The organism is Enterobacter sp. K510 (assembly GCF_055804875.1).
Window position 1 is genome coordinate 132042 of the sequence record NZ_JBNRLQ010000005.1, and the last position, 13010, is coordinate 145051.

Below are 13010 nucleotides of genomic sequence, written 5' to 3' on the forward strand. Positions count from 1 at the left end.
TTACCCTTCTTCCGCCAGCAGTAACGCATTAAGTTCATTAAGCACCCGCTCAGGCGTAATGTCGATCAGGCTCTGGTGATAGCCCTGCTCACTGTCGCCTTTGCGGACTTTGTGATAGCCGGTGATCAGACGAATAACCCGGGCTTTATGCGACAGCGGCGGGGTAAAGTCGGGGCTACTGGGGCCGTACAGCGCCACCAGCGGGCGATTCAGGGCCGCGGCGACGTGCATCAGGCCGGAGTCATTCGTCACCACGGCTTTACAGGCGGCGAGTAAAATCACTGCCTGTTCCAGCTGAGTTTCACCGGCGAGGTTGCGGCACCAGGCCTGCTGCTCAATGCTCAGGGCGGCGAGGATCTCATTACCGGCGTCGTGATCTTTCGCCGATCCGAACAGCACCACCTGATAACCTTCGTCGATCAGCTGCTTAGCCAGCTCTGCGTAATGGTAGTGCGGCCAGCGTTTGGCCGGGCCGAATTCCGCGCCGGGGCAAAAGCCGATGAGGGGACGTTCAGCGGAAAGGCCGAACGCATCGCAGGTCCGGGCTTTTTCCGCCTCCGTGACCTGCAACTGCGGCCACAGCAGCGGCTGCGGCAGATCTTTCGCCGACTGCATCACGCCTTTGTCCCAGGCCAGCGCCACGTAGCGTTCCACCATCAGCGGCCAGGCTTGTTTATCCAGCACGCGGGCGTCGTTGAGCACGCCATAACGCATTTCACCGCGCCAGCCGGTACGGTGCGGGATGCCCGCAAAGAACGGCACCAGCGCGGATTTAAAGGAGTTCGGCAGGACGTAAGCGCGATCGTAACGTCGCTCACGCAGGCTGTGCCCGAGCCTGCGCCGCTCGCCAAGCTCAAGCGCACCGTGTCCCAGCGGCATGGCAATCGCCTCGTTGACTTCCGGCATGCGCGACAATAACGGACGGCACCACGCGGGTGCCATCACGTCAATAATCGCCTGAGGATAGCGCGCCCTGAGCGTGCGATAGAGACTTTGCGACATCATCATGTCGCCCACCCATGACGGGCCTACCACAAGGATCTTCATCGTCAGGCGTCGCGGTTCAGCCAGGCCATATACTCCGTCACGCCTTCGGCCACGGTTTTGAACGGCTTATCGTAGCCTGCGGCGCGCAGGTTAGTCAGATCCGCCTGGGTGAACGCCTGGTAGCGACCTTTCAGTTTTTCCGGGAACGGAATGTACTCAATGCTGCCTTTTTTATGGAACGCCAGGGTCGCATCAGCCACCGCCTGGAAGGACTCTGCACGGCCGGTGCCGAGGTTGAAAATACCGGACACGCCGTTTTCCCAGAACCACAGGTTGACCGCCGCCACGTCGCCCACGTAGACGAAATCGCGCTTAAAGTTTTCGCTGCCTTCGAATAGCTTAGGCGTTTCGCCATTGTTCAACTGGGTGTTGAGATGGAAGGCCACGCTCGCCATGCTGCCTTTGTGACCTTCGCGCGGGCCATAGACGTTGAAGTAGCGGAAACCGACGACAGGAGACGTCGCTTCCGGCAGGATCTGGCGCACATATTCATCAAACAAAAACTTGGAGTAGCCGTAGACGTTCAGCGGCTTTTCATATTGGCGGGATTCAATAAAGTCAGAGGTACGGCCGCCGTAAGTCGCCGCAGAGGAGGCGTACAGGAACGGAATGTTGCGCTCCAGGCAGTAGTGCAGCACCTCTTTAGAGTACTGATAGTTGTTGTCCATCATGTACTTGCCGTCCCACTCGGTGGTGGACGAGCAGGCGCCTTCATGGAAAATCGCCTCGATATCGCCGAACTCTTCGCCTGCCATCACCTGGATCAGGAAGTCTTCTTTATCCATATAGTCGGCGATATTCAGATCCACCAGGTTTACAAACTTAGTGCCATCTTTCAGGTTATCCACGACCAGAATGTCAGTGATGCCCTTGTCATTCAGCGCTTTAACGATGTTGCTGCCGATAAAGCCTGCGCCGCCGGTAACGATAATCATAACTGTGACCTTTGAATTGAGGCGCGCCGGGACAATCCCGGACACGAATATTTCTTATCATACCATCACATTGCAGACCCTTCAGCCATTCACCGCCAACCTTCCCGACGACACGTGATTTATGCTGCAAAATGAACAATGGATGATGCGTCATCTCGTATCAACGTATAGCTTTGGGTAATATGTGCCGAAATTTGTCCAGTCTGGAGAATTGCAATGCGTGGGGATTTTTACAAACAGTTAAGCCATGACCTGGAAACCGCGCGTGCGGAAGGGTTGTTTAAAGAAGAACGGATCATCACTTCGGCGCAGCAGGCGGACATTACCGTCGGCGACGGCAGCCAGGTGATCAACTTTTGCGCCAACAACTATCTGGGCCTGGCGAACCACCCGGACCTGATCGCGGCCGCCAAAGCGGGCATGGATTCACATGGTTTCGGCATGGCGTCGGTGCGTTTTATTTGCGGGACGCAGGACAGCCATAAAGTGCTGGAGCAGAAGCTGGCTGAATTTCTCGGCATGGAAGATGCGATCCTGTACTCCTCCTGTTTCGACGCCAACGGCGGTCTGTTTGAAACCCTGCTGGGCGCGGAAGACGCCATTATTTCCGACGCGCTGAACCACGCCTCGATCATTGATGGTGTGCGACTGTGTAAAGCGAAGCGTTTCCGTTACGCCAATAACGATATGCAGGAGCTGGAAGCGCGTCTGAAAGAAGCCCGCGACGGCGGCGCGCGTCACGTGCTGATCGCCACCGACGGCGTTTTCTCAATGGACGGCGTGATCGCCAACCTGAAAGGCGTGTGCGACCTGGCGGACAAATACGATGCGCTGGTGATGGTGGATGATTCCCACGCGGTAGGCTTTGTCGGCGAAAACGGCCGCGGCACCCATGAGTATTGCGATGTGATGAGCCGTGTCGACATCATTACCGGCACTCTCGGTAAAGCCCTCGGCGGCGCATCCGGCGGTTATACGGCGGCACGCAAAGAAGTGGTGGAATGGCTGCGTCAGCGCTCCCGTCCGTATCTGTTCTCCAACTCGCTGGCCCCGGCGATTGTCGCCGCCTCCATCAAAGTGCTGGAGATGCTGGCGGAAGGCAGCGAGCTGCGTAACCGTCTGTGGTCCAACGCGCGCCTGTTCCGCGAAAAAATGACCGCCGCAGGCTTTACGCTGGCGGGGGCCGATCACGCCATCATCCCGGTGATGCTGGGTGACGCCGTTGTCGCGCAAAACTTTGCCCGCGAACTGCAAAAAGAAGGCATTTACGTCACCGGCTTCTTCTTCCCGGTGGTGCCAAAAGGTCAGGCGCGTATTCGCACCCAGATGTCGGCGGCGCATACCCCTGAGCAAATCGAACGTGCGGTGGAAGCCTTTACCCGCATCGGTAAAAAACTTGGCGTGATTGCCTGAGGACCTGTAATGAAAGCCTTATCCAAGCTGAAGCCAGCGGAAGGGATCTGGATGACCGATGTACCGCAGCCAGACGTCGGACATAATGATCTGCTGATTAAAATCCGTAAAACCGCAATTTGCGGCACGGATGTGCATATTTATAACTGGGACGAATGGTCACAGAAGACGATCCCGGTACCTATGGTCGTGGGCCATGAATATGTCGGCGAGGTGGTCGGCATCGGTCAGGAAGTGAAAGGCTTTAAAATCGGCGATCGCGTTTCCGGCGAAGGGCATATCACCTGTGGTCATTGCCGTAACTGCCGCGGTGGTCGTACGCATCTGTGCCGCAACACTATCGGCGTGGGCGTCAACCGTCAGGGCTGCTTTGCTGAATATCTGGTGATCCCGGCGTTTAACGCCTTCAAAATCCCGGACAATATCTCCGATGAACTGGCGTCTATTTTCGATCCGTTCGGCAACGCAGTGCATACCGCGCTCTCTTTCGATCTGGTGGGCGAAGATGTGCTGGTGTCCGGCGCAGGCCCGATTGGCATCATGGCGGCGGCGGTGGCGAAACACGTCGGCGCGCGCCATGTCGTCATCACCGATGTGAATGAATACCGTCTGGATCTGGCGCGTAAAATGGGCGTCACCCGCGCGGTCAACGTTGCCAACGAGAGCCTGAACGACGTGATGGCCGAGCTGGGCATGACCGAAGGTTTTGACGTGGGTCTGGAGATGTCCGGCGCGCCGGCAGCGTTCCGCACCATGCTCGACACCATGAACCACGGCGGGCGTATTGCGCTGCTGGGTATACCGCCGTCAGAAATGTCCATCGACTGGAATAAAGTGATCTTTAAAGGCCTGTTCATTAAAGGCATTTACGGTCGTGAGATGTTCGAAACCTGGTACAAAATGGCGGCGCTCATCCAGTCTGGTCTGGATTTAACACCGATCATCACTCATCGCTTCCCCATTGACGCGTTCCAGGAAGGCTTCGACGCCATGCGTTCCGGCCAGTCAGGAAAAGTCATTCTGAGCTGGGATTAAATAAAAGGCACCTTCGGGTGCCTTTTTAGCCCCATCACATCTTTCTGCATTTTTAATAGCGAAAGCATGATTTCTTTATCACCTTTTTTAATATCCGGTTATAACATGCATTGACGATCCTATTCACAGGTGCGATTGACTGTATGTTCACCTTATCCGTGTGTCTGCTGACCTGTAATTCAGCGCGATTATTACGTGAGGTTCTGCCGCCCGTTTTAGCGGTGGCGGATGAAATTATTGTCGTGGATTCCGGGAGCAGCGATGCCACCCTGGATATATGTCATGAATATGAACTGGTTATTCACCACCACCCTTACACTATGCATGGCGCGCAGATGAACTATGCCATCAGTCTGGCGACCAATGACTGGGTGTTATGTCTGGACAGCGATGAAGTGCTGGATCCCGAAACCATTGATTTTATTTTACGTCTGAAAGCGGGAGAGACGCCTCCCCCTGACCAGGCGTGGCGGCTTTCCCGTTACTGGTATGTGCTGGGGGAAGAAGTGCGAACCCTTTATCCGGTGTCGTCCCCCGATTTTCCGGTGCGATTATTCAACCGACAGCATGCGCGTTTTAACGATCGGCCGGTGGACGATAAAGTCGAAGGCTTTAGCACCTCGGTAAAAATTCCCGGACGCGTGCGCCACGACACCTTTTATTCTTTGCATGAAGTTTTCAACAAACTCAACAGCTATACCTCGCGGCTGGTGAAATATCAGCAGGTGAAACCGTCAATCGGGCGCGGCATAATAAGCGCCATAGGCGCGTTTTTTAAATGGTATCTGTTTAGCGGGGCATGGCGTAGCGGGAAAGTCGGGGTGGTAACCGGTTTATATGCCACGCTTTATAGTTTTCTGAAATATTTCAAAGCCTGGTATATTCATCAGGATGAAAAGGCGGCGTTGCCGAAAACGCAAAAAAATCGCCGCCTGATCTGATCATCAGCCCGCCTGCTGGCGGGCTTTGCCCCATCCCTGCCACTGGCCCTGCACGTATTTCACCAGCGGACTCTCGCTGATGCTTTCGCTCAGCACGCTAAAGAATCGCGTCGCATCAACGCGCTCAGGGGCTGTCTTCGGTTTACACAACTTCACGCCGCGGAACGGGTTGCGCGGTGCCTGCGGTTGGCTGGCGGGCGGCGTCAGCACAGGTTTTGAGGTGTCGATCTGCGGCTCGTTCAGCAGGCTGCCCGGACGCACCAGCGTGATATCCGGCGGCAAAGTGGGCAGCATTTGTTGCAGGACGCGCACTGTCGACGGGTGCGGGTGGCCGATGGCGATCGCCGAGCCGTTACGCCGCGCCAGCTCCACCGCGCGGTTAAACTGGCGGCGAATATCGGCTTCGTTCTGGGTATCGTCGAGGAACACTTTACGCTTGATCACCTTTACGCCGGTGCCCGTCGCCGCGCGCATTGCCTGGCTGTTGCCGATGGTCATACTGTCGAGAAAATAGAGATCGTAACGCGCCAGCGCCTGCATCACCTTCTGCATGCCAAACAGGCTGGAGGTCATGGCGCTGCCCATATGGTTATTCAGGCCAACGGCATAGGGCACGCTGTCTACCGCGTTGCGGATGATGCGCTCGATTTCATCGCTGCTCATGTCCGGGCGCAGGGTGTCTTTTTCCAGCGGCTGTTTGCTGAGCGGGGCCATCGGCAGATGAATCAGCACTTCGTGGCCCAGGTTATGCGCTTTGGTAGCCATTTCCCGCGCATGAGGCGCATCAGGCAGCACGGCAACAGAGATGGCGGCAGGCATCGCCAGCACCTGATTTTCGTTGTGCGGACGATAACCAAAATCATCGATCACGATGGCGAGTTTTCCGGCAAACGCCGGGGCGGTGAAAACCAGAACGCTGACAACAGCAACAATCAGACGACGAAATTGAAGCAAAACTTATCTTCCCAACCACGGTTGTGGATTGACCGCCTGACCCTGGCGGCGAATTTCGAAATAGAGTGAAGGTCTGCCCTGACCGCCACTGCTGCCCACAAGGGCAATCGGTTGACCGGCACGCACCTGCGTGCCCACGCTGACCAGCGCGCTCTGATTATAGCCGTAAAGACTCATGTCGCCTTTACCGTGTTCAACCACCACCACAAGACCATAGCCCTGCAGCCAGTCGGCGAGGATCACACGGCCATCGGCAATGGCTTTTACTTCGCTGCCTTCAGAGGCGCCGATCACAATCCCTTTCCACCGTAGCTCACCCTGTAACTGTTCGCCATAACGATGCAGGATAGTGCCCCGTGCCGGCCAGTAGGCCTGGCCGCGTGGCGACCCCAGGCCGCCGGTGCGGGACATCAGCGACTGTTCGCTTTCCGTCGGCTTATAGGTGGTGCCTTTGCGCGAGGCGTCTTTCTGGCGATCGCGCACCGCCTGGGCTTCGCGCGCTTCACGTTCCGCCCGCGCTCTGGCGGCGGCTTCGGCGCGGGCAAGGGTATTGCGCAGCCGTGATTCGTTAGCCCGCAGTTCGCTCAGCTGTTGCTGGCCCTGCTGGATGGACGACTCCAGGCCTGCGAGGGTTTTCTTACGCTCGTTGCGCGCCTGCTCAAGCTTAGCCTGCTGTGCCTGCTGCTCATAAAGCAGGGTTTGCTGCTGGCTCTGCTTCTCTTCCAGCTCGGCTTTCTGAGAGTTCACTTCTTCGCGGGTTTGCTGGAGCTGGGCGATGGTTTCCTGACGCGCCTGATTCAGATAGCCGTAATAGGCCTGCAGACGCTGCGACCGCTGGCCTTCTTCGCCGCTGAGGATCATCTGCATCCCGCTGTGTTCGCCCTGACGGAATGCCGCATCAAGCTGCGCGGCCAGATTACGCTCCTGGCTGGCGCGCTGACGCTCCAGTCTGGCGATAGACGCATTCATCTCATCAATTTGTTTATTGAGCTGGCCGAGAGTGTTCTGGGTTTCGCGCAGGGCGCGGGCGGCGCCAGAGATCGCCTCTTCCTGCGCTTTTAACTGGGCGAGGAGAGTGCTGCGCTGCTGCTGTTGCTTACGAACGGCACGTTCTTTGGCGGCAATGTCTGCCTGAATGGATTTTAACTGGTCGCGGTCATCCGCGTGGGCTGAAAAGGCGCACAACAATACGCCAGCGCTGAGCGCGCTGGCGTAGATCACGGACCGGATCGACACAGTCCAGGTGTTTGAAAAAATCGCCTTTCCCCTCATGGGGAGCGATTATTCCACGATGAACAGCGGCTTACCAGTCATCTCTTGCGGGATTTCCATGCCCATCAGCGCCAGCATGGTCGGCGCGATGTCGGAAAGTTTGCCGCCATCCACCGCTTTCACGGTTTTGTCGCCCACATAGATCAGCGGCACCGGCAGGTTAGTGTGGGCAGTATGCGCCTGGCCGGTTGCCGGGTCGCGCATCTGCTCAGCATTGCCGTGATCCGCGGTAATCAGCAGCTGACCGCCCACGGACTCTACCGCCTCGCTGACCTGCGCGATGCAGTTATCCAGGGTTTCGACAGCGGCAACCGCCGCTTCAAAGACGCCGGTATGCCCTACCATATCGCCGTTCGGGTAGTTGCAGATGATGGCGTCATACTTACCGCTTTTAATTGCCGCGACCAGTTTTTCAGTTAATTCTGCACTGCTCATTTCCGGCTGCAGGTCGTAAGTCGCCACTTTCGGGGAGTTGATCAGAATGCGATCTTCGCCGGCAAACGACTCTTCAACGCCGCCGTTAAAGAAGAAGGTCACATGGGCGTATTTCTCGGTTTCGGAGATGCGCAGCTGGGTTTTGTCATGCTTCGCCATCCACTCGCCAAAGGTGTTCGCCAGGGACGCCGGTGCGTAAGCCACCGTCGTTTTGATGTCGGCGGCGTATTCGGTCAGCATGACGAAATCGCTTAACTGCACCACTTTCTGACGGGCGAAGCCGTCAAAATCGGCATTCACAAAGGCGCGGGTGATTTCGCGGGCGCGGTCGGCACGGAAGTTCATAAAAATCAGCGCATCGCCGTCGTCCATCACGGAATCTGCCTGGCCTTCGGCGCGGATCACCGTCGCTTTAACGAATTCGTCGTTTTCATCACGGGCATATGCCGCCTGTAAACCTGCGACCGCGCTGTCGGCCTGGAACTCGCCTTTCGCCTGCGTCAGCAGGTTGTACGCCTGTTCCACGCGATCCCAGCGGTTATCGCGGTCCATCGCATAGTAGCGACCAATAATAGTGGCGACGCGGCCTTTGCCCAGTTCAGCAAATTTGTCTTCGAAGCGTTTCAGGGACGATTCTGCGCTGCGTGGCGGGGTATCGCGGCCATCCAGGAAAGCATGCAGATAGATTTTTTCTGCGCCGCGCTGAGCTGCCAGTTCGACCATCGCAAGAATGTGATCTTCATGGCTGTGCACGCCGCCCGCTGACAGGAGGCCCATGATATGCACGGCTTTGCCGTTGGCGGTGGCGTTATCCACCGCAGCGGTCAGCGCCGGGTTGCTGAAAAAGGTGCCCTGTTTGATTTCTACGTCCAGACGGGTCAGATCCTGATAGACGATACGGCCCGCGCCCAGATTGACGTGACCGACTTCAGAGTTGCCCATCTGACGGTCCGGCAGACCCACTTCCAGGCCGGATGCGTCAATCAGCGTATGCGGACGTTTCGCCCACAGGGCATCCATGACCGGCGTTTTAGCGTTAAAAATAGCGTTATCCTGCTGGTCTTCACGATAGCCATAGCCATCCAGGATCACCAGTACCATAGGTTTTTTAGAAACCGACATTGCGACAACCTCATGCTTATGAGTCAAAAATTTGCGTAATTTTACTACAGCTGAATCGATCAAATAGCCGCAGAAGATCAAAGAATGAGGTGGGGAAGGGCTGTGTTTTTAATGGCTTCAGGCATTTTTTTCGTAACGCGCCGCAGAAAATGCATTCCGTTGTGCTCGCTGGCTGTATTTGCTACACCGCACAGGTATACTCCTTTCCTGGTTTTTAATCATTGAGTCGGGAGTTGTTGCCCTCCATGCAAGAAATTATGCAATTTGTTAGCCGTCACCCCATACTTTGTATCGCATGGGTTGTCTTACTGGCGGCGGTGCTGTTCACCACCTTTAAGGGTCTGGTGTCGAAAGTTAAAGTCATCACGCGTGGTGAAGCAACGCGTCTGATCAACAAAGAAGATGCGGTGGTTGTGGATCTGCGCCAGCGTGATGATTTCCGCAAAGGCCACATCGCGGGCGCGCACAACGTGCTGCCTAACGATATCAAAAACAATAACCTCGGCGAGCTTGAGAAAAATAAAAGCAAACCCATTATTGTGGTAGATGGTGCCGGTATGCAGGCCCAGGCTCCGGCGAACGAGCTGAATAAAGCGGGCTTCGAACGAGTCTATGTACTGAAAGATGGCGTAGCTGGCTGGAGTGGTGAAAACCTCCCGCTTGTTCGCGGTAAATAAATCATAAGTGGAGTGCTGTCATGGCCAACATTGAAATCTACACCAAAGCGACCTGCCCGTTTTGCCATCGCGCAAAAGCATTGCTCAACAGCAAAGGCGTTGCCTTCGAAGAGCTGCCGATTGATGGCGATGCGGTGAAGCGCGAAGAGATGATTCAACGTAGTGGCCGTACGACCGTGCCGCAGATTTTTATTGATGCACAGCACATTGGCGGCTGTGACGACTTGTATGCGCTGGACGCGCGTGGTGGACTCGATCCCCTGTTACGCTAGAGCGTATTTAGGACAACACTAAGGACTACTCATGTCAGAACAAAATAACACCGAAATGGCTTTCCAGATCCAGCGTATTTATACCAAGGATGTGTCTTTCGAAGCGCCAAACGCGCCGCACGTTTTCCAGAAAGACTGGCAGCCAGAAGTGAAACTGGATCTGGATACAGCTTCCAGCCAGCTCGCTGAAGACGTTTATGAAGTGGTGCTGCGCGTCACCGTGACCGCAAGCCTGGGCGAAGAAACGGCCTTCCTGTGCGAAGTCCAGCAGGCTGGTATCTTCTCCGTTGGCGGTATCGAAGGTACCCAGATGGCGCATTGCTTAGGCGCATACTGCCCGAACATTCTGTTCCCGTATGCCCGTGAATGCATCACCAGCCTGGTTTCCCGCGGTACATTCCCGCAGCTGAACCTTGCACCGGTCAACTTCGATGCGCTGTTCATGAACTATTTGCAGCAGCAGGCAGGCGAAGGTACCGAACAACCTCAGGATGCCTGATGAGTACGATAAATGCTCATATGACTGTGATCGGTGCCGGCTCTTACGGCACCGCTCTTGCCATTACCCTGGCAAGAAATGGCCACGAAGTGGTGCTTTGGGGCCACGATCCCAAACATATCGCGACACTGCAACACGACCGTTGCAACGTGGCGTTCCTCCCGGATGTGCCTTTCCCCGACACGCTGCACCTTGAGAGCGACTTAGCCACGGCGCTTGCCGCAAGCCGCAATATTCTCGTGGTGGTGCCAAGCCATGTCTTTGGCGATGTGCTGCGACAAATCAAACCATTGATGCGCGACGACGCGCGCGTGGTATGGGCGACCAAAGGCTTAGAGGCCGAAACGGGCCGTCTGTTGCAGGACGTGGCGCGTGAAGCGCTGGGCGATGCCATTCCGCTGGCGGTAATTTCCGGGCCAACCTTCGCCAAAGAGCTGGCGGCAGGTCTGCCGACGGCCATCTCACTTGCCTCCACCGATGAGGTTTTCGCTGAGGATTTGCAGCAGTTGCTGCACTGCGGCAAAAGTTTCCGTGTCTACAGCAACCCGGATTTTATCGGCGTGCAGCTGGGCGGGGCGGTGAAAAACGTCATTGCTATCGGCGCGGGCATGTCTGACGGCATCGGTTTTGGCGCGAATGCGCGTACCGCGCTGATCACCCGTGGTCTGTCCGAAATGTCCCGTCTGGGCGTAGCGCTGGGCGCCGATCCCTCCACCTTTATGGGCATGGCGGGGCTGGGCGATCTGGTCTTAACCTGCACCGACAACCAGTCCCGTAACCGTCGTTTTGGGATGGCGTTAGGTCAGGGCATGGACGTAAAAACCGCACAGGAGAGCATCGGCCAGGTGGTTGAAGGGTACCGCAATACCAAAGAAGTCCGCGAGCTGGCACACCGCTTTGGTGTCGAAATGCCAATAACCGAGGAAATTTATCAAGTATTGTATTGCGGAAAAAATGCGCGCGAGGCAGCATTGACCCTGTTAGGCCGCTCCCGTAAGGATGAGCGTACCAGCCATCCGGCTCCCTAATCCTCATCACTGACACGGCCATCGCAGAGTGGCCGGTCATTTTATTTCGCCTGGAGTATGCAATGCCGTGTGAAGAACTGGATCTCGTCTGGAATAATATTAAAGCCGAAGCCCGGGCGCTGGCCGATTGTGAGCCAATGCTGGCCAGTTTTTATCACGCGACTTTACTCAAACACGAAAACCTCGGCAGCGCGCTGAGCTATATGCTGGCGAACAAACTCGCGTCGCCAATCATGCCCGCCATCGCCATTCGTGAAGTGGTGGAAGAAGCCTACGCCGCCGATCCGGAAATGATCGCCTCCGCCGCCTGCGATATTCAGGCGGTGCGCACCCGCGATCCGGCGGTGGATAAATACTCCACGCCGCTGCTCTACCTGAAAGGTTTTCACGCCCTGCAGTCTTACCGCATCGGTCACTGGCTGTGGAATCAGGGCCGCCGCGCGCTGGCGATTTTCCTGCAAAATCAGGTATCGGTGTCCTTCCAGGTGGATATTCACCCGGCAGCGAAGATTGGCCGCGGCATTATGCTCGACCATGCCACCGGCATTGTGGTGGGGGAAACGGCAGTGGTGGAAGACGACGTTTCGATTTTGCAGTCGGTCACGCTCGGCGGGACCGGCAAAACCAGCGGCGATCGCCATCCGAAGATCCGTGAAGGCGTAATGATTGGCGCCGGGGCTAAAGTTCTCGGCAATATCGAAGTCGGGCGCGGCGCGAAGATTGGCGCGGGTTCGGTGGTGCTGCAACCGGTGCCGCCGCACACCACAGTGGCGGGCGTACCGGCCCGCATTGTCGGCAAGCCGGAGTCAGACAAACCCGCGATGGATATGGATCAGCATTTTAACGGCGCGAATCACCGCTTCGAGTACGGCGACGGTATTTAACGCTAGCTGCGCAGTACCGCGCCCGGATAGCCAAGCTGACGCCAGGCTTCATACACCACCACGGAGACGGCATTAGACAGGTTCATGCTGCGGCTGTCCGGCATCATCGGGATGCGGATCTTCTGCTCTTTGGGCAGCGCATCCAGGATTGCGGCAGGCAGACCGCGCGTCTCCGGACCAAACATCAGATAATCCCCGTCCTGATAACTCACCGCGCTGTGGGCTGGCGTGCCTTTGGTTGTCAGGGCAAACAGCCGCTGCGGATTTTCCGCCGCCACAAAAGCGGCGTAGTCAGCGTGACGCACCACCGCGGTAAATTCATGATAATCCAGCCCGGCGCGGCGCAGACGCTTGTCATCCCAGGTAAAGCCCATTGGCTCGATGATGTGCAGGCGAAACCCGGTGTTGGCACACAGGCGGATAATGTTCCCGGTATTCGGCGGGATTTCAGGTTCGAATAAGACGATGTTCAGCATGCTGCCCCCTCAATAATGGC

At 56.6% G+C, this 13010-nt stretch carries 14 protein-coding genes; 8 read left to right on the forward strand and 6 right to left on the reverse strand.

All coding sequences use genetic code 11. The features are described 5' to 3' along the window. Nucleotides 1-1047, reverse strand: coding sequence for an ADP-heptose--LPS heptosyltransferase RfaF (gene rfaF / locus ACQUTD_RS10375; RefSeq protein WP_072571040.1), 1047 nt, complete (start codon nt 1045-1047; stop codon nt 1-3). A 2-nt stretch (nt 1048-1049) separates the two neighbouring features. After that, entirely contained in the window at nt 1050-1982 is a 933-nt protein-coding gene (gene rfaD / locus ACQUTD_RS10380) for an ADP-glyceromanno-heptose 6-epimerase (protein WP_473275306.1), read from the reverse strand. Between the two features lie 216 nt (nt 1983-2198). Between rfaD and kbl the strand changes: the two genes are divergently transcribed. The 3 genes from kbl to ACQUTD_RS10395 all read left to right on the forward strand — a co-directional run bounded on the left by kbl (nt 2199) and on the right by ACQUTD_RS10395 (nt 5371). After that, nucleotides 2199-3395: a glycine C-acetyltransferase gene (gene kbl / locus ACQUTD_RS10385; RefSeq protein ID WP_318374917.1), complete on the forward strand. Its 1197-nt coding sequence runs from the start codon at nt 2199-2201 to the stop codon at nt 3393-3395. Between the two features lie 9 nt (nt 3396-3404). Continuing rightward, on the forward strand, nt 3405-4430 hold the full coding sequence (tdh, locus tag ACQUTD_RS10390; protein ID WP_318374916.1) for an L-threonine 3-dehydrogenase: 1026 nt from the start codon (nt 3405-3407) through the stop codon (nt 4428-4430). A 143-nt stretch (nt 4431-4573) separates the two neighbouring features. Further along, nucleotides 4574-5371: a glycosyltransferase family 2 protein gene (locus ACQUTD_RS10395; protein WP_072571047.1), complete on the forward strand. Its 798-nt coding sequence runs from the start codon at nt 4574-4576 to the stop codon at nt 5369-5371. Nucleotides 5372-5374: 3 nt separating this feature from the next. Here the strand turns inward: ACQUTD_RS10395 and ACQUTD_RS10400 are convergent, their stop codons facing one another. The 3 genes from ACQUTD_RS10400 to gpmM are packed head-to-tail and all read right to left on the reverse strand — an operon-like array spanning nt 5375 to nt 9154. Continuing rightward, a complete protein-coding gene (locus tag ACQUTD_RS10400; RefSeq protein WP_473275303.1) occupies nt 5375-6325 on the reverse strand; it encodes a divergent polysaccharide deacetylase family protein in 951 nt (316 codons plus the stop codon). Nucleotides 6326-6328: 3 nt separating this feature from the next. Continuing rightward, nucleotides 6329-7597: a murein hydrolase activator EnvC gene (gene envC / locus ACQUTD_RS10405; protein ID WP_473275300.1), complete on the reverse strand. Its 1269-nt coding sequence runs from the start codon at nt 7595-7597 to the stop codon at nt 6329-6331. Nucleotides 7598-7606: 9 nt separating this feature from the next. After that, nucleotides 7607-9154 (reverse strand): 2,3-bisphosphoglycerate-independent phosphoglycerate mutase, encoded by a 1548-nt coding sequence (gpmM, locus tag ACQUTD_RS10410; protein WP_473275299.1) that lies wholly within the window; start codon nt 9152-9154, stop codon nt 7607-7609. A 245-nt stretch (nt 9155-9399) separates the two neighbouring features. Here gpmM and ACQUTD_RS10415 point away from each other — a divergent pair, with 245 nt between their 5' ends. The 5 genes from ACQUTD_RS10415 to cysE all read left to right on the forward strand — a co-directional run bounded on the left by ACQUTD_RS10415 (nt 9400) and on the right by cysE (nt 12514). Beyond that, entirely contained in the window at nt 9400-9831 is a 432-nt protein-coding gene (locus tag ACQUTD_RS10415) for a rhodanese-like domain-containing protein (protein ID WP_473275298.1), read from the forward strand. Nucleotides 9832-9851: 20 nt separating this feature from the next. Continuing rightward, nucleotides 9852-10103 (forward strand): glutaredoxin 3, encoded by a 252-nt coding sequence (grxC, locus tag ACQUTD_RS10420; RefSeq protein WP_218336023.1) that lies wholly within the window; start codon nt 9852-9854, stop codon nt 10101-10103. Between the two features lie 31 nt (nt 10104-10134). Beyond that, the gene (gene secB, locus ACQUTD_RS10425; protein ID WP_072571059.1) at nt 10135-10602 is read left to right on the forward strand and encodes a protein-export chaperone SecB; all 468 of its coding nucleotides are present in this window, start codon (nt 10135-10137) and stop codon (nt 10600-10602) included. Continuing rightward, nucleotides 10602-11630, forward strand: a complete 1029-nt coding sequence (gene gpsA / locus ACQUTD_RS10430; RefSeq protein ID WP_473275294.1) for an NAD(P)H-dependent glycerol-3-phosphate dehydrogenase — start codon at nt 10602-10604, stop codon at nt 11628-11630. The genes secB and gpsA overlap by 1 nt, the downstream gene beginning before the upstream one ends. A gap of 62 nt (nt 11631-11692) precedes the next feature. Continuing rightward, nucleotides 11693-12514 carry a serine O-acetyltransferase gene (gene cysE, locus ACQUTD_RS10435; protein WP_072571061.1) on the forward strand — a complete coding sequence of 274 codons (822 nt, stop codon included), beginning with the start codon at nt 11693-11695 and terminating at the stop codon, nt 12512-12514. Between the two features lie 2 nt (nt 12515-12516). Here the strand turns inward: cysE and trmL are convergent, their stop codons facing one another. Next, complete coding sequence (trmL, locus tag ACQUTD_RS10440; protein WP_072571062.1) at nt 12517-12990, reverse strand: tRNA (uridine(34)/cytosine(34)/5-carboxymethylaminomethyluridine(34)-2'-O)-methyltransferase TrmL; 474 nt, start codon at nt 12988-12990, stop codon at nt 12517-12519. Between the last annotated feature and the right edge of the window lie 20 nt (nt 12991-13010).